Raw genomic sequence first — 17,496 nt, forward strand, 5'->3', positions numbered from 1 at the left:
AACGTTGGTTAAGCACTATTGTTAAGTACTGTGGTTAAGCAGTGCTTTGAGTTTTGCGGGCTTAACAGGTTTACTAAGGTAATGAATTTGCTCTTCTTTGGTTTGCTGTTTTAGCGCTTCATCACGTACCGCTGTGATTAAAATCGCCGGTACTGGGCTTTGCCAAATTTCTCGTAGGGTTTTAATAAGCGTGATGCCATCGCAATCATGACCGAGCTGATAATCCATTAAGATCACATCGGGCGCTCGGTGCTCTTTGGCATAGGCCATCACGGTTTCAACTTGATCAAAGAGCTGATAATTGGCCTGCCACTTTTGCAATAGGCTTGCCATGGCATTAAGGTTTTCTGGGTCATCATCCACCGCAATAATATTCATTGCACTGCGGTTCTCAACACCTTTTTTAGGTGCCTCTTTTTGTTGAATAAATTGGCTTTCACCATAAGGTACTTCAATACTAAAGCGGCTACCTTTGCCAGGCTTTGAACTGACATCTAATCGTAAAGAGAGTAAGTCGGCCATTCGTTTTACAACTCCTAAGCCAAGGCCCACCCCTTTGTTATCACCGGCTTCAATACGATAAAAGTCATTAAAGATCTTCGCTTGCTCTACTTCTGTAATGCCGGGGCCTGTGTCCCATACTTCAATACGTAAATGATGTTTGCGTTTGCGACAAGCAATTAAAACTCGGCCACTATCAGTGTATTTAACTGCATTTGACACCAAGTTTTGAATAATTCGTCGTAAATAAGTGATATCACTGTGAACGATAACTCCTTTTGAACGCACCGTGAGTTTTAAGCCTTTTTCGCTCGACATAATGGCGTATTCGTTCTTAAGCGGGGCAAGTATGTCATCAATACTAAAGTGACGCGGAGTCGGCGTCATTGCCCCTTGCTCGAGCTTGGCAATTTCTAACAGCGCAGACATCAAATGCACCGTTGAATCTAAACTTGCGCCAAGCTTTTCAAAGTTATTTAAGTTGTTGCTCGAGAGGGTTTTATCATCAATGGCTGCAAGGTACAGACGCGCCGCATTCAGCGGTTGTAAAATATCGTGACTTGCTAAAGCTAAAAATCGCGTTTTACTGTCATTAGCTTGTTCTGCCTCTTTTTTAGCTAAAGTAAGCGCTTGCTCAGTTTGTACTCGACTATCGATTTGTGCTTGTAAATCTTTATTGATAGTACGGATTTCTTGAGTACGCGCTTCAATACGGTTTTCAAGGTCCATGTTTACTTCTTCAAGCGCATTTTGCGTTTCGATATGCGTGGTAATATCAGAGAAACTTGTTACAAAGCCACCATCTGGCAGTGGGTTACCAATCATTTCGAACACTTGGCCATTACGGCGGTGGCGAATAAAGTGGTGGGGCGTGCCGTTTTTAAGATGCTGCACGCGCTTTTCTACATGGCGCTCAACTTCACCTGGGCCACACTCGCCGCGCTCGGCATTGTAGCGGATCACTTCCTCTATGGGTTGACCAACCTCTAAAAAGTTTTCTGGGTAGTCAAACATTTCTGCGTAGCGCTTATTCCATGCCACTAAATTAAGCTCTTTATCAACAACAGAAATACCATGGCTGAGGTTTTCAAGTGAGGTGAATAATAGGTTTTGGTTAAATTGCAGAGCTTGTGTGGTTTCATCAAAAAAGTTAACGACTTCTTCAAAGGCCATGCGTTTACCAGAGGCAACTGTGTGGATTAGCGCCTGTGCTGAAGAGGCACCAAGCACACCAGTTAAGGCGCGTTCACAATAGGCAATAAACTCAGGTTCTGGGTGTGCGTTATTATTATCTAAGTTATGAGTTAAAGAGTAATGGGCTAAAACTTGTTGCGAGCGCTGTACGCCCAAGAAGGTTTGTAGTAGAACCTTAAAGTCGTAGACGGTGGCTTTCACATTTTTATTCAAGCGTCTAGCAAACACAGCTTGATCTTTAGGATTAACAAAGGCAGCTGCCTGAATTTTATCAATTAAACGCTCATCTGCACCGAGCGAAAAACTAATGTAACAGCCAATATTGGCAAATAAAGCAATGAGGGTGCCACGAGTAATAAGTGTTTGTTGTAGCTCTGCGTTTAAGGTATTGCCTGCATCTAAAATAGGTAGCATTAAGAATAAAACCCAGCAAATGAAGCCTGCTAATAATCCCGCATAAACCCCATAAGCATGGCCTTTTCGCCAATATAGACCACCCACAATAGCAGGCAGTAATTGCGAGACTAAAGAAAAGGCGACTAAACCCATACTAGCCAATGCTTTACCATGACCAAACCATTGCTGGTAGAAATACGACAAAATCAAAATGCCAGCAATTGTGAATCGTCTAACTAACAGAATTTGTGATTTATAGCTGCTGGTGATGAGGTTACGTTTAAACTTACGACGCAGCATTAGCGGCAATACCACATCGTTTGAGATCATGGTGCTGAGTGTAAGTGTGGCTACAACAATCATCGCTGTAGCCGCTGATAGACCCCCGATAAATACAAAGGTCGTTAAAAAGGCGTTTTCGTGCATCAGCGGTAGGGCTAATACAAAGCTATCTGGAGAGAAGCCACTACCAATGCCTGGGTGTATAGCTGCTGTTGCAATAGGGAAAATCATTGCCGCAGTCAGTAACAAATACAGGGGGAATGCCCAGCGGGCAGTATAAAGATGGCGTTTGTCTTGGTTATCGACCACTGTTACATGGAACTGCCTTGGTAAACAGATAATCGCCGCAGCTGCCATTAATGACTGACCGATAAAGTTAAAGCTAAAAAAGTCGAAGTTATGCCAGTGCTGCCAAATAGAGCCCTTTAGTTGCTCGGTTTGCACCGTAGTTAAATTAAATAATGTGTATAAAGCAAGCCCAGCAACGGCCACTAAAGCCAGTAATTTAATCATCGATTCAAAAGCAACAGCCAGCATCAGCCCCGAGCGATATTCGGTTACATCCACCTTACGAGTACCAAAGAATATCGCAAACATTGCCATGATAAGTGTTGCTGAAAGGGCCAGCATAGATCCCGAAATACGATCGTCGTTTTGCAGCAGTAAGAAGCTGCTACTTAGTGCTTTTAATTGCAGTGCGATATACGGAATAGTCGCTAATAAAGCGATAATCGTTACCATAATCGCGGTGGTTTGCCGTTTACCATAGCGAGCAGAAATAAAGTCGGCGATAGTGGTGATATTTTGCTTTTTACTGACCAGTACTAATTTACGTAAAAACCCTTGGCCGAAGAAAAATAGCAGCGCAGGGCCAATTAAAATAGGTAAGTAGTTCCAACTGCTGGTGGCTGCTGTACCAACCGAACCATAGTAGGTCCAAGACGTACAGTAAATCCCTAGTGAAAAAGAATAAACAAATGGGTGGTGACTAATTCTTTTTGCAAGAGGAGTGGTTTTGTCTCCCCAATTTGCCAACCAAAACAACACGCCAATATAGGCGAGTGCAACAAATAAAAGCGCAGCTGTCATGTTTAAATTCAGTAATTATTGTAATAACACTACCTTACCAGAATTATGCGCGATTTCGATGGCTAGATTTTTTGCAATAAAAATTAATAAAAAGCAAGTTGTTGATATTTAAAAGATAGTACTGTTTTATGCGCTGTTATTAGACTAATGTCGCAGATCATTCGTTTTTACTATTTTCGCTATTTCGCAAATTTATCTTTATAGGTTAAGTTGTTGTTAAATATTGCTTTTTACCATTCGTTAACAAATGGTGTTTTGCAGTTTACGTAAACGTAAACTAACTGTTACGACTATGGTCTCAATTCCATAAATCAGAACCCTTGCTAACTTAGTTAATGACAACTAATACCACTCATTACTTTCTTGTAATGCATAAGGGGATAAAAAATGGCTTTTAAAGATGAAGAACAAGCAAAAGCTTATTGGGCGGAAAACCTCGCACTGCTATTTAAATTATTAGCAATTTGGTTTGTCGTGTCATTTGGCTTCGGCATTTTACTGGTAGACGTACTTAACGAGATACGTTTCTTTGGGTTTAAACTCGGCTTCTGGTTCTCCCAGCAAGGCGCTATTTACACCTTTGTTGCTTTGATTTTTGTTTACGTTTTCAAAATGAATACGTTAGATAAAAAATACGGCGTAGACGAATAGGAGCTAAGCAATGGATGTTCAAACACTCACGTTTATTATCGTCGGTTTAAGCTTCGCGCTTTATATCGGCATCGCAATCTGGGCTCGTGCTGGGTCAACAAATGAATTCTATGTTGCAGGGGGCGGTGTACCGCCGCTAGCAAATGGTATGGCAACCGCTGCTGACTGGATGAGTGCGGCATCGTTTATCTCAATGGCGGGTATTATCTCGTTTGCGGGTTATGACGGTGGTGTATATCTAATGGGTTGGACAGGTGGTTATGTACTACTTGCACTTTGTTTAGCTCCTTACCTACGTAAGTTTGGTAAGTTCACGGTACCTGATTTCATCGGTGACCGTTATTACTCACAAGCTGCACGTGTTGTTGCAATTTTATGTGCTATCTTTATCTGTTTCACATATATCGCAGGTCAAATGCGTGGTGTAGGTGTGGTTTTCTCTCGCTTCTTAGAAGTAGATATTGAGACCGGTGTTTACATTGGTATGGTGATTGTATTCTTCTACGCTGTATTAGGCGGTATGAAGGGGATTACATATACGCAAGTAGCTCAGTACTGTGTACTCGTATTTGCTTACCTTGTTCCAGCAATCTTCATTTCAATGATGATGACAGGTCACTTCTTCCCACAAACCGGTTTCGGTGCAACCCTTAGCGATGGCTCAGGACAGTTTGTACTTGATAAACTAGATGGACTCAGTACCGAGCTTGGCTTTGCGCAGTACACCGAAGGCTCGAAGAGCATGATTGATGTATTCGCAATTACAGGCGCATTAATGGTTGGTACTGCAGGTTTACCACACGTAATCGTTCGTTTCTTCACTGTTCCACGTGTTAAAGACACGCGTATCTCAGCTGCATGGACACTTGTTTTCATTGCAGTCGTTTATACAACAGCACCTGCTGTAGCATCATTCGCTCGTGTAAACATGATTGATACAATTAACGGTAAAGACGGTAGCGGTACAGAGTACGCAGAGGCACCAGCATGGGTTAAAAACTGGGAAAGAACAGGCCTAATCACCTTTAACGATAAAAATGGTGACGGCAAAATGTTCTACTCAGCAGGTAAGATTGATGATCCAAACAGCGCAAACGAAGTTAAAGTGGACCGCGACATCATGGTACTTGCAAACCCTGAGATTGCAGACTTACCAGCATGGGTGATTGCATTAGTAGCAGCAGGTGGTATCGCAGCAGCGCTATCAACAACAGCAGGCTTACTATTGGTGATCTCGACCTCGGTATCCCATGACTTATTAAAACGCACCTTAAAACCAGATATAAGTGACAAACAAGAGCTACTTGCAGCACGCTTAGCTGCGATGATAGCGATTGTGATTTCAGCTTACTTTGGTATTAACCCGCCAGGGTTCGTGGCCTCGGTTGTTGCCTTCGCCTTCGGCTTAGCAGCGGCGAGCTTCTTCCCAGCCATCATTATGGGTATCTTCTCTAAGAAGATGAATAAAGAAGGTGCGATTGCGGGTATGGTGACAGGTATTACATTCACAGCGGCTTATATTATCTACTTCAAGTTCGTAAGCCCTGAGTTGAATACACCGGCAAACTGGTTATTTGGTATTTCACCTGAAGGTATCGGTCTTATTGGTATGATTGTTAACTTTGTAGTTGCAGCTATCGTACTTAAACTAACGGCTGAAACACCAGTTGAAATCCAAGAAATGGTTGAAGGTATCCGTAACCCTAAAGGTTCGAGCGCAGCACACGCGCACTAATAAAACCATTTTATAAGAACACACTCTTGACGTTTAAAAGCCCGACTTAAGTCGGGCTTTTTATTTATTTCAAACAGGGGTAGTGTAGATATTGTCTCTATTATATAGCGAGAATGACCATGAATACCGAGCAACAGGAAGTCGCCCAATTTGTGATGCAGCAAACGCCATTTAATCAGCTTGATGGCGCTGCCAGTGAGTATTTTGTAAACCATCTCGATATTATTTATTTGACCCGTGAGAATCAAAATCAGTGGTTAAGTTCGGATAATCTAAGATTATTTTTAATTCGCTCTGGCGATTATGATTTAGTTGACCCAAAAGGCGATGTGATCACTAAGTTATCAAGTGGCGATTATTTTGGTTTTCCTTCACTGTTAACTGGCGAAGCAATTCAAAATAGCATTTCAGTGCAAAAGGAAGGCATTGTTTACATGCTTAACCAAGCGGCATTTGATTACTTACGCCGTGAGTATAAGGTGTTTGAGCAATACTTTGTTCGTGCCCATAAAAACCGTTTATTGTCGTCTCATTATAAAAGTCAAAACGACAGTTGGTCGGAGAAAAAAATTTGCGAGTTGATGAATCGCAAGGCCGTCACCTTGGCGCCAGATGCAAGTATTCGTCAAGCCGCTAAAAAAATGAAACAACAGGGTGTTTCATCGATTATGTTGACTGAACATGAGCGTCTTGTAGGAGTCGTGACCGACCGAGATTTACGCAACCGCGTATTAGCCGATGAGGTTGACCCACAAGAGTCAGTAAGTAGCATCATGACGTGTAAGCCCAAGTTTATTTTTGAAAATAACCGCGTGTTTTCGGCGCTACACTTAATGCTTAAGCACAATATTCACCATTTACCTGTGCTTGATGAACATCACAAACCGCTTGGTATGCTCACCAGTACGGATTTACTGCGTCAGCAAAAAAGCGACCCAGTACAATTGATTGGACGAATTTACAAAGCGCACAGCGTGGTTGATTTAAAGCGTTATTCGCAAGAAATACCCGGTTTATTAAAAGGTTTTTCAAACAATATTGATGACATCTCCTTGATTGGTAAATTATTAAGTGGCTTAACCGATGCACTGACTTCGCGGTTAATTCGTTTGTTCCAAGAAGATAATGGCGCGGCACCAACCAGCTTTAGTTTTATTTGTTTTGGTTCACAAGCACGAGAAGAACAAACACTGCATTCTGACCAAGATAATGGCCTGTTGCTACCTGATGATTTAACAGAAGAACAACACGATTACTTTAAGCGCATGGGCGAGTATGTCTGTGAGCATTTAATTGAGTGCGGTATAAAACGTTGCCCTGGCAATATTATGGCGAGCAATGCACAGTGCCGTATGGGCATTAATGCTTGGACAGAAAAGTTTCATAAGTGGATCACCTCACCTACACCAGAGGCGATGCTCAATTGTAAGATATTTTTTGACCTACGTTTTATTGAAGGTTCCACTACCTTATATGCGCGCTTTTGTGAGCAGCTAAAACGCATTTCTAAAAATGACTTATTCTATGCGGCTATGGCCAGCGACATTAAAAATACGCCAGTGCCCATTGGTTTGTTTAATCAATTTAAATTAGAGAAAGACGAAAAGCAGCATAAGTACCTCGACTTAAAAAAACGCGGTGTGGTGATCATCAACGACATAGTACGTTTATATTCCCTCAAAGCGGGTATTCAGCGTGCTAATACGCAAGAGCGTATTGATGCATTAATGAAATTTTCGCTACTCAATAAAGATGACTTATATAACCTAAAAGACTGTTGGCGCTTTTTAACCCAGCTGCGTTTAGGCACACAAATTAACGAAGAGGGATTGCCAAGCAACTGTATTAACCCAAATGCGTTGAATTCATTAGAGCGACATCAATTAAAAGAAGCATTTTATTTGGTTAAACAGGCACAGCAAGCCGCCGCATTTAAATTTGCTCGCGGTAGTTTATAGGAGAGGGTATGGTTAAACGCTGGTTAAGTCGGTATTTAGCGCGCAAGCAACTCTTGGCAGCCGATGCCTATAAAGAACGCTACGTAGTGATAGACATGGAATTAACGGGCCTAGATCCTCACCAGCACGAAATTGTCTCGGTGGCGTGGGTGATGATAGAAGATCAATGCATTAAACTCAGCGGTGCGCAGCACTTAATAAATAAAGACGTGCAAAGCTTAGAGCAAAGTCCGATTTATCACGGTATTGCAAAACAAGATATAGATACAGGTGAAAGCCTCGAAAGCATTCTTGGCAAGCTGCATCAGCATTTTGGTGAGTGCATTTTAGTGTTTCATAACGCGGCACTTGATTGGGGGTTTTTAAAACAGGCCTGCAGAACGCTTGGCTTAGATGCAAAAGCGCGTTTAATTCTTGATACCTTTGTTATTGAAAAAAAACGCCTGCACCAGCAAGGCCACGAAATTGGCCACGATGATTTAACACTTAGCGAATGCCGTAAACGCTACAACTTACCGCATTACAGCTCGCACCATGCCCTGACTGATGCCATGGCAACGGCCGAGTTACTCTTAGCCCAGTGTCATCAAATCAGTCGTGGTAAGGCATTGAAAGTAGGGGAGCTTGTGTGAATCAGTTAGAATTAAAAATTCCTCCAGTCGCGCTGCTGCTGATCATTGCGTTGATGATGTGGGGCATAGCAGAGTTGTTTATGAGTTTTAGCTTCTCGTTTTTTGCATCATCTTTTGTAGCACTAATCATTGCATTTTTAGGTGTGGTGTTTGCTTTATTAGGTGTTTATCAATTTCGTAAGCAAGGTACAACTGTTGACCCTCGAATTCCAGAAAAGTCGGCGAGTCTTGTTACAAGTGGTGTTTATCAATTTAGCCGTAACCCAATGTATGTTGGTATGTTACTAATGCTAGTTGGTTGGGGAATTTATCTTGGTAATATTGCGAGTTTTATTATGTTGCCGGTATTTATTCTTTATATGAACCGATTTCAAATTATGCCAGAAGAAACGTTTATGGCAGAGAAATTTGGGTCAGCATACCAGCAATACAAAAAATCTGTTCGTCGCTGGCTATAAAGGAAAAAAGAGAGAGGTTGCTAGAGCAGTTTTATTTACCTTGCCCTCTTATAAAAATGTCTAAGGTCGATTACCAAAACTGCGCCATCTAAAATATGCTAAGCAATTTTTATTTTTGCTGACCTCTTATAAAAACTCTTCAGGTCGATTACCAAAACTGCGCCATCTAAAACATACTAAGCAACTTTTATTTCACCTGACCTCTTATAAAAACTCTTCAGGTCGATTACCAAAATTGAGCCATCTAAAACATGCTAAGCAACTTTTATTTCACCTGACCTCTTATAAAAACTCTTCAGGTCGATTACCAAAATTGAGCCATCTAGGGTTGTTAAAGTAGTTTTATTTACCTTGCCCTCTTATAAAAACTTCAAAGGTCGATTACAATACCGCCATCTAAAAGGCAGCTGCCTTTATCTGCAAGCAAATAGAGTGGATTTTCTTCTTCATGGCAATCAAACTTGCAATTAATGGTTTTGGTCGAATTGGGCGCAACATCGTCCGTGCTCTGTATGAATCTGGGCTTGAAGATCAAATCAAAATTGTCGCTATTAACGAATTAGCCGACCCTAAGGGCATTGCCCATCTCCTTAAATACGATACATCTCATGGCCGCTTTTCATTTCCAGTTAATCTTGGCGAAGATACTTTAACGGTTGCTAACGACTCTATAGCCTTATTTGCAGAAGAAAACCCTGCAGAACTGCCATGGCAAACGCTTGATGTTGATGTGGTTCTTGAATGTACTGGGGTGTATCACTCTCGTGAACATGCAGAACTACACTTAGCTGCTGGTGCAAAAAAAGTATTGTTTTCGCAGCCTGCAGATGCTGATGTCGATGCCACAATTGTGTATGGTATTAACGATGATGAGCTAAAAGCTGAACATACGATTGTTTCAAACGGTTCATGTACCACAAACTGTATTGTGCCAGTGATTAAAGTGCTGGATGACGCATTTTCGATTGAATCTGGGGCTATTACAACGATTCATGCCTCGATGCATGATCAGCAAGTGATTGATGCGTATCATCATGATTTACGCCGCACTCGTGCTGCAAGCCAATCTATTATTCCGGTAGATACAAAGCTTGCTCGTGGTATTGAGCGTATATTGCCTAAGTTTCATAGTCGCTTTGAAGCCATTGCTGTTAGGGTACCCACTATCAACGTGACGGCGATGGATTTAAGTGTAACAGTGAATACTGATGTGAATTTAGCGACTGTCAATCAAGCTCTTAAGTTAGCTGCAAAAGACCGCCTTGACGGTATTTTAAGTTACACTGAAGAGCCATTGGTATCGGTAGATTTTAATCATGACCCACATTCTTGTATCATAGATGGCACTCAGACACGTGTTAGTCATAAACGACTGATAAAGTTGTTAGTGTGGTGCGATAATGAGTGGGGCTTTGCGAATCGTATGCTCGACACTGCGCGTGCGATGATGGCTGTAAGCCAATAATTTATAAATATAATATTAGTATCGTTAACTAAGGAGAAGTCCATGTCGGTCATTAAAATGGCAGATTTAGATTTAAACGGCAAACGCGTGTTAATTCGTGAAGATTTAAATGTGCCTGTAAAAGAAGGTAAAGTGACCTCTGATGCGCGTATTCGTGCAGCATTACCAACTATCAAATTAGCGTTAGAAAAAGGCGCTAAAGTAATGGTGATGTCACACCTTGGCCGCCCTACGGAAGGGGAATATGATGAAGCGTTTTCACTTGCCCCTGTGGTTAATTATTTAAATGATGCCCTTGAGCAAACAGTTCGTCTAGAAAAAGACTACCTAGAAGGCGTAGACGTTGCTGATAACGAAGTGGTTGTTTTCGAAAACGTGCGTTTTAACGCTGGCGAAAAGAAAAACGACGAAGCATTGTCTAAAAAACTAGCTGCATTATGTGATGTTTACGTAATGGACGCATTTGGTACGGCTCACCGTGCACAAGCATCGACTCACGGTGTGGGTTTATTTGCTGATGTTGCATGTGCTGGTCCACTACTTGCGGCAGAGTTAGACGCACTAGGTAAAGCGCTTGATAACCCAGCTCGTCCTTTAGTTGCTATTGTTGGTGGCTCTAAAGTATCGACTAAGTTAACTGTACTTGATTCACTTTCTAAAGTGGTTGACCAACTTGTAACAGGTGGTGGTATCGCTAATACCTTCATCGCAGCGGCAGGTCACCCAGTAGGTAAGTCTTTATTTGAAGCTGATTTAATCGATGAAGCAAATAAATTAAGTGCTGCAGCAAAAGCTAATAACGGTGAAATCCCGGTACCAACTGATGTTGTTGTAGGTAATGAGTTCTCAGAATCTGCAGTGGCAACACTAAAAGATGTGAATGAAGTAACAGACGAAGACATGATCTTCGATATTGGTCCTGATACAGCAAACCAATTAGCAAAAATCATTGCTAATGCAGGCACCGTTGTATGGAATGGTCCAGTAGGTGTATTTGAATTTGACCAATTTGGCAACGGCACACGTGCTATTGCTGATGCGATTGCTAACTCAAGTGCATTCTCGATTGCTGGTGGCGGTGATACGCTTGCAGCGATTGATAAATACGGCATTGCCGATAAAGTTTCTTACATTTCAACCGGTGGTGGTGCTTTCCTTGAATTTTTAGAAGGGAAAAAATTACCAGCAGTTGCTATGCTTGAAGAACGTGCTAAGTAATTAGTGCGTATGCCAGCGTAGTTATTAGGTAATTACGCTGGTTTAGCTGTTAATAAAATACCTCTCACCCTCGTTTTATTTACAGCTGTTACGGTAGGCGCGAGCTTTTCGTGATGCAGTGATGCATCAAAAAATAACTTATCCGTTCAAACTAGATAGTAGGAAACTACTGTCGATACAATTTGGAGAATACCAAATGGCTTTAATCAGTATGCGACAACTTCTTGATCATGCAGCTGAAAATGGTTACGGCGTACCTGCTTTTAACGTTAATAACCAAGAGCAAATGCGCGCAATTATGGAAGCGGCTGACAAAACAAACAGCCCGGTAATTGTACAAGGTTCAGCAGGCGCACGTGCCTATGCTGGTGCCCCTTTTATTCGTCATATGATTTTAGCTGCCGTTGAAGAATGGCCACATATTCCAGTCGTAATGCACCAAGACCACGGTACTTCACCAGGTGTATGTCAGCGTTCAATCCAGTTAGGCTTTTCATCAGTTATGATGGATGGTTCATTAATGTCTGATGGTAAAACTCCTTCAAGTTATGAATACAATGTTGATGTTACTCGTCAAACCGTTGAAATGGCACATGCTTGTGGTGTGTCTGTAGAAGGCGAGTTAGGTGTTTTAGGTTCACTTGAAACAGGTGAAGCAGGTGAAGAGGACGGCGTGGGTGCAGAAGGTAAATTATCTACTGATCAAATGCTAACAGATCCTGAAGAAGCCGCTGATTTCGTTCGTAAAACTCAAGTTGATGCACTTGCTATTGCTTGTGGTACATCACATGGTGCGTACAAATTCACGCGTCCACCAACAGACGATATCTTAGCGATTGATCGCATCAAAGAGATCCACGCGCGTATTCCTAACACGCACTTGGTAATGCATGGTTCGTCTTCAGTGCCACAAGAGTGGTTAGAAGTGATCAACCAATACGGTGGTGAAATCCCTGAAACCTATGGTGTGCCAGTAGAGCAAATCATCGAAGGTATTAAATACGGTGTTCGTAAAGTAAATATCGATACCGATCTTCGTTTAGCATCTACAGGTGCAATCCGTCGCCACTTAGCTTTAAACCCAGCTAACTTCGATCCACGTAAATACTTAGCTGAAGCAACGAAAGCAATGACTGAGATCTGTGTTGCTCGCTACGAAGCGTTTGGTACGGCAGGCCAAGCTGGTAAGATCAAGCCTATCTCTTTAGATGATATGCACCTTAAATACTTATCAGGTGAACTTGATCCACAAATCAAGTAATTGATAATAAGTTGAAAAAGCCGGCTTGCATGCCGGTTTTTTATTGCCTTGATCAAGACGGATCAGCGATTTACTTACTCGTGTTTTTCAGGATCAGTGTTTTACTAACCTTCGCTTTCACGGATCATTATTTTACTAGTTACGCACTGATCATCGGCTTTTCTTTGCTCAGCTTTTAAACTAAATACTGATCCCCTTAACATTAAATCAACAAGTTATCTTATTCTCTAAGTAAAATACTGATCTCGGGCTGATCAACTTAGTAAAAACCTGATCTTGATCTGATAGAGTTAGTAGATCAGTGATCCGTGATTTTTGTGTGAAATATAGCCACCTTGCCTTGACCAAAAGCCCTTTATGTTCGATTTTTAAGTTACTGCTTAAATTAAGGATCGCTACCATGAACAAACCTGCCATGATGTTGTCGAGCTTTGCAATATGCTTTATTTCTTTTCATAGTGTTGCCGAAGCTGTAGATGTGTATGGTCGGGCCCATTTAGGAATTGCTAATAGCGACACTGGCGATGGCAGCGAAACGTCTATTGAGAGCTACAGTTCACGTATGGGTATCAAAGGCAGTGGTGAAATAAGTGATGGATTAAAAGCTGTATATAAGTTTGAATTTGCAGTAAATGCGGCTGATCAAGATAGCGATGGTAAAACAGAAGAGAATATTACCGCTCGTAACCAATATGTTGGTCTTCAAGGCAGTTATGGGCAGGTAGTGCTTGGTCGACATGATACAGCGTTAAAAGTATCGCAGGGTAAAATTGATTTAATGAACGACTTTAATGGTGATGTTAAAGCCTTATTTAATGGCGAAAATCGCCTTGGCGATGTGGTTCATTATAGCTCGCCAATTGTCGGCAATATGCAATTTGTGGTCACCTATATTGCTGAAGATAATTCTAAACAAGACGAAGAAACCGGTATCTCTGCGGCCTTTATGTATGGTGATAGTAAATTTAAAAAAGCGCCTTACTTTGTCAGTGTTGCCCACGACAGTAAAGTAGCCGGTTGTGATACAACACGGTTTACGGCGCAAGGTAAATTAGGCGATTTAACCTTAGGTGGTATGTATCAACAAAGCGAAAAAGTAGCTGGTTCTGATAAAGAAGATGGCTTTTTGGTAAGTGCATCCTACAAAATAGATAAATATAAGTTATTGGCGCAATACCAAGATACTGATGGTAACTTCGGTAAGTTAAAAGATTCGGGGAGTGGTACCTCTGTTGGCGTTGAACGAAGCCTGTCAAAACAAGCACGTATGTACATGTGGTATACGCAGTTTTCACTAGATAATAATGCTGATGAAGATCACTTGGCAGTCACTTTAAGGTATGACTTTTAATCCGAAATTTACTATTAAAGCGTAAAAAATGGCTATTTTTGCATTGATTTTTTTGCGCTTTTTGAATTACTCGTTAGACTTTCATAAAAATGTCATACTTAGTCATAATAATGAAACCAGTTCGCTAACGAAAGAGATAAATTGGAATGTCACGTAAAGTACTAGTCGTCGATGACGAAGCGCCTATCAGAGAGATGCTGGTTTTTGTTCTAGAGCAAAATGGTTTTCAAGCAATTGAAGCAGAAGATTATGACTCTGCAATTGAAGCTATGGTAGAACCATACCCAGATATGGTTTTATTAGATTGGATGTTACCAGGTGGTAGCGGTATTCAAATTGCGAAAAAATTTAAGCAAAACGAATACACTCGTCAAATTCCTATCATCATGCTAACAGCTCGCGGTGAAGAAGAAGACAAAGTACGCGGTCTTGAAGTAGGTGCTGATGATTACGTAACAAAACCATTTTCTCCTAAAGAATTAATGGCGCGCATTAAAGCGGTTATTCGCCGTGTTTCACCAACCTCATTAGAAGAAGCCATTGAAGTTCATGGTTTACGCCTTGATCCAATCTCACACCGTGTAACATCAGAAGGGAGTGAATTAGATATGGGTCCTACTGAATTTAGATTACTCCATTTCTTCATGACACATCCAGAACGTGTTTACAGCCGTGAACAATTACTTGATCATGTATGGGGAACAAATGTATATGTAGAAGACCGTACAGTTGATGTACATATTCGTCGTCTACGTAAAGCGATTGCACCATTAGGGCATGACCGTTTAGTACAAACCGTTCGCGGTGCAGGCTATCGTTTTTCAAGTAAATTATAAGTGTCATAGCAATGACCTTAACAAGCTAATTTACATACTTAAGGTAAAGTGAGTGTATGTATCGAGTAGTGAATAAACAGGCGTTAGCAAAACGCCTGTTTATGTATTTCTTACCCTTGTTATTAGTTGGCGTACTTGTAGGTGCGCCTTTTTTGCTTTTATTTTTAGGCTCTTTTGCACTGCTAATTTGGCATTATCATCAATTATATCGCCTCAGCGATTGGCTTCTTAATCAACGTAGTTTCAACCCACCCGAAGGGGAGGGAGCGTGGGAGCAAGTCTTTGAAGGGATCTATCACTTACAACATCGAAACCGTAAAAAACGTAATGAACTTGCAGACTTAATACGCCGCTTTCGTGATGGCGCCGAGGCTGTGCCTGATGCGGTAGTGGTTTTACAAAAAGATCTCAGCATCATTTGGTGTAACCAATTGGCTTTAAAGGTTTTAGGGTTACAGTGGCCTACCGATCATGGGCAACGCTTAGATAATCTTATTCGCGATCCTAAGTTTGCAAAGTACATGAATAAAGCCTGTTTCGATGAACCGCTCGAGCTTGATGGTGGCCACAGCTACGATCAAACCTTAGAGTTTCGTGTTATGCCCTATGCAAGTTCACAGTTGATGATGGTGGTGCGTGATGTTACTCGCTTAAAGCAACTTGAGCAGATGCGTAAAGATTTTGTGGCCAATGTTTCTCATGAGCTGAGAACACCACTTACAGTGGTAACCGGTTACTTAGAAATGCTTGATTCAGATAGCTTACCACCTCCTGCAATGTGGCAAAAAGCGCAAACTACCATGCTTGAACAATGTAAGCGCATGGACAGTCTGGTTAATCAATTATTGTCGTTGTCGCGTATTGAAGGGGCACGTCGTCAAGATAACGATAAGCCGGTTAATGTGCCGCAGTTACTTACCTATATTCAAACCGAAGCACAGTCATTAAACCAAGACAAAGGCCATGAGCTTATCTTTAATGTTGATGCGAGCTTAGACATTAAAGGGGCCGAAGATGAATTACGAAGTGCCTTTTCTAACCTTGTGTTTAACGCCATTCATTACACCAAGCCCGGTGGCAAGATTGTGGTTGATTGGCAGCTTAAAAATAACCAAGCCGCATTTAGTGTGACCGATAATGGTGATGGTATTGCTGCTGAACATATTAACCGTTTAACGGAACGTTTTTATCGTGTTGATAAGGCTCGTAGCCGCACTACAGGTGGGTCTGGATTAGGTTTAGCGATTACAAAACATGTACTTACAAGGCATGACAGTCGTTTAGATATCAGCAGTAAATTAGGCCAAGGCTCGACCTTTGCGTTTGCATTTGGTAGCGAAAAAGTCGTGCGTTTAACAGATAATATTAAGAAAACTGCAAAGTCATAAAAATGTCATTTAAGGGTAATCTAACTGTCATCTAGTGTCATTAGAGTAGACCGCAGTTAGGAAATGGGACGAACAAATCGGAGTAACCCCTATGAAATTCAAAAATCTCGTTGCCGCAATGGGTGTGGCTGTAACAACATTTGTATCAGCACAAGCAGCTGCAGTTGATAAAGATATGCCTGAGTACACTAAAGTAAGTGGTATCTCTGGTAACTTCTCATCTGTAGGTTCTGACACGCTTGCAAACATGATGACGTTCTGGGCAGAAGAGTACAAGCGCTTCTATCCAAACGTAAACATTCAAATCCAAGCAGCGGGTTCTTCAACTGCTCCTCCAGCATTAACTGAAGGGACAGCAAACTTCGGCCCAATGAGCCGTCGTATGAAGTCAAAAGAAATTGAAGCATTCGAAAAGCGTTACGGCTACAAGCCAACTGAAGTACGCGTTGCAATCGATGCTCTTGCTGTATTCGTACACAAAGATAACCCAATCAAAGGTTTACGTATTGACCAAGTTGATGCGATTTTCTCTTCAACACGTAAATGTGGTGCTGATGCACAGGTTAATCGTTGGAGCGAAGTAGGTCTTGAGGGCGATTGGGCAGCAAAAGATATCCAGCTTTACGGTCGTAACTCAGTATCGGGTACTTACGGTTACTTCAAGAAGAAAGCACTTTGTAAAGGTGACTTCCGTAACAACGTAAACGAACAACCTGGTTCTGCATCTGTAGTTCAGTCAATCTCTTCTTCAGTGAACGCGATTGGTTACTCAGGTATCGGTTATAAAACATCAGGTGTACGTACGGTTCCACTTTCTAAGAAAGGCGACAACTTTGTTGATGCAACATTAGAAAACGTAGCAACAGGTAAATACCCACTATCTCGTTTCTTATACGTTTACGTGAACAAGCACCCTAACAAGCCGCTTTCACCAATCGATGCAGAGTTCTTAAAAATGGTTCTTTCTGTAGACGGTCAAAAAATTGTTGAGAAAGATGGCTATGTGCCACTTTCAGGTAAAATGGCAATGGCTGAACTTAAAAAGCTAGGCCTTCTGTAACAACCATACAGACATAGACGA

At 41.6% G+C, this 17,496-nt stretch carries 13 protein-coding genes; 12 read left to right on the forward strand and 1 reads right to left on the reverse strand.

Annotated features, from left to right (window positions below):
• Positions 1-21: 21 nt before the first annotated feature.
• The gene (locus tag AOG27_RS01030) at positions 22-3,462 is read right to left on the reverse strand and encodes a PAS domain-containing hybrid sensor histidine kinase/response regulator (RefSeq protein WP_054551159.1); all 3,441 of its coding nucleotides are present in this window, start codon (positions 3,460-3,462) and stop codon (positions 22-24) included.
• Positions 3,463-3,849: 387 nt separating this feature from the next.
• Between AOG27_RS01030 and AOG27_RS01035 the strand changes: the two genes are divergently transcribed.
• From AOG27_RS01035 to AOG27_RS01095, 12 genes are all read left to right on the forward strand, one after another.
• On the forward strand, positions 3,850-4,113 hold the full coding sequence (locus AOG27_RS01035) for a DUF4212 domain-containing protein (RefSeq protein ID WP_054551160.1): 264 nt from the start codon (positions 3,850-3,852) through the stop codon (positions 4,111-4,113).
• A gap of 10 nt (positions 4,114-4,123) precedes the next feature.
• Complete coding sequence (locus tag AOG27_RS01040) at positions 4,124-5,848, forward strand: sodium:solute symporter family protein (RefSeq protein WP_054551161.1); 1,725 nt, start codon at positions 4,124-4,126, stop codon at positions 5,846-5,848.
• A gap of 119 nt (positions 5,849-5,967) precedes the next feature.
• Entirely contained in the window at positions 5,968-7,806 is a 1,839-nt protein-coding gene (locus tag AOG27_RS01045) for a DUF294 nucleotidyltransferase-like domain-containing protein (protein ID WP_054551335.1), read from the forward strand.
• Positions 7,807-7,814: 8 nt separating this feature from the next.
• The gene (locus tag AOG27_RS01050; protein WP_054551162.1) at positions 7,815-8,438 is read left to right on the forward strand and encodes a 3'-5' exonuclease; all 624 of its coding nucleotides are present in this window, start codon (positions 7,815-7,817) and stop codon (positions 8,436-8,438) included.
• Positions 8,435-8,896 (forward strand): methyltransferase family protein, encoded by a 462-nt coding sequence (locus AOG27_RS01055; RefSeq protein ID WP_054551163.1) that lies wholly within the window; start codon positions 8,435-8,437, stop codon positions 8,894-8,896. Before AOG27_RS01050 ends, AOG27_RS01055 begins: the two co-directional genes overlap by 4 nt.
• 448 nt (positions 8,897-9,344) lie before the next feature.
• Positions 9,345-10,361, forward strand: a complete 1,017-nt coding sequence (gene epd, locus AOG27_RS01060) for an erythrose-4-phosphate dehydrogenase (protein ID WP_054551164.1) — start codon at positions 9,345-9,347, stop codon at positions 10,359-10,361.
• A gap of 42 nt (positions 10,362-10,403) precedes the next feature.
• A complete protein-coding gene (locus tag AOG27_RS01065) occupies positions 10,404-11,579 on the forward strand; it encodes a phosphoglycerate kinase (protein ID WP_054551165.1) in 1,176 nt (391 codons plus the stop codon).
• 196 nt (positions 11,580-11,775) lie between these two features.
• Positions 11,776-12,840: a class II fructose-bisphosphate aldolase gene (gene fba / locus AOG27_RS01070; protein ID WP_054551166.1), complete on the forward strand. Its 1,065-nt coding sequence runs from the start codon at positions 11,776-11,778 to the stop codon at positions 12,838-12,840.
• Between the two features lie 400 nt (positions 12,841-13,240).
• Positions 13,241-14,191, forward strand: coding sequence for a porin (locus AOG27_RS01080; protein WP_054551168.1), 951 nt, complete (start codon positions 13,241-13,243; stop codon positions 14,189-14,191).
• 146 nt (positions 14,192-14,337) lie between these two features.
• Positions 14,338-15,027, forward strand: coding sequence for a phosphate regulon transcriptional regulator PhoB (gene phoB / locus AOG27_RS01085; protein ID WP_054551169.1), 690 nt, complete (start codon positions 14,338-14,340; stop codon positions 15,025-15,027).
• A gap of 56 nt (positions 15,028-15,083) precedes the next feature.
• Complete coding sequence (gene phoR, locus AOG27_RS01090) at positions 15,084-16,415, forward strand: phosphate regulon sensor histidine kinase PhoR (RefSeq protein WP_054551170.1); 1,332 nt, start codon at positions 15,084-15,086, stop codon at positions 16,413-16,415.
• 91 nt (positions 16,416-16,506) lie between these two features.
• Positions 16,507-17,475, forward strand: a complete 969-nt coding sequence (locus AOG27_RS01095; RefSeq protein WP_054551171.1) for a PstS family phosphate ABC transporter substrate-binding protein — start codon at positions 16,507-16,509, stop codon at positions 17,473-17,475.
• Positions 17,476-17,496 lie beyond the last annotated feature (21 nt).

The organism is Pseudoalteromonas lipolytica, from assembly GCF_001306915.1.
GTDB lineage: Bacteria > Pseudomonadota > Gammaproteobacteria > Enterobacterales > Alteromonadaceae > Pseudoalteromonas > Pseudoalteromonas simplex.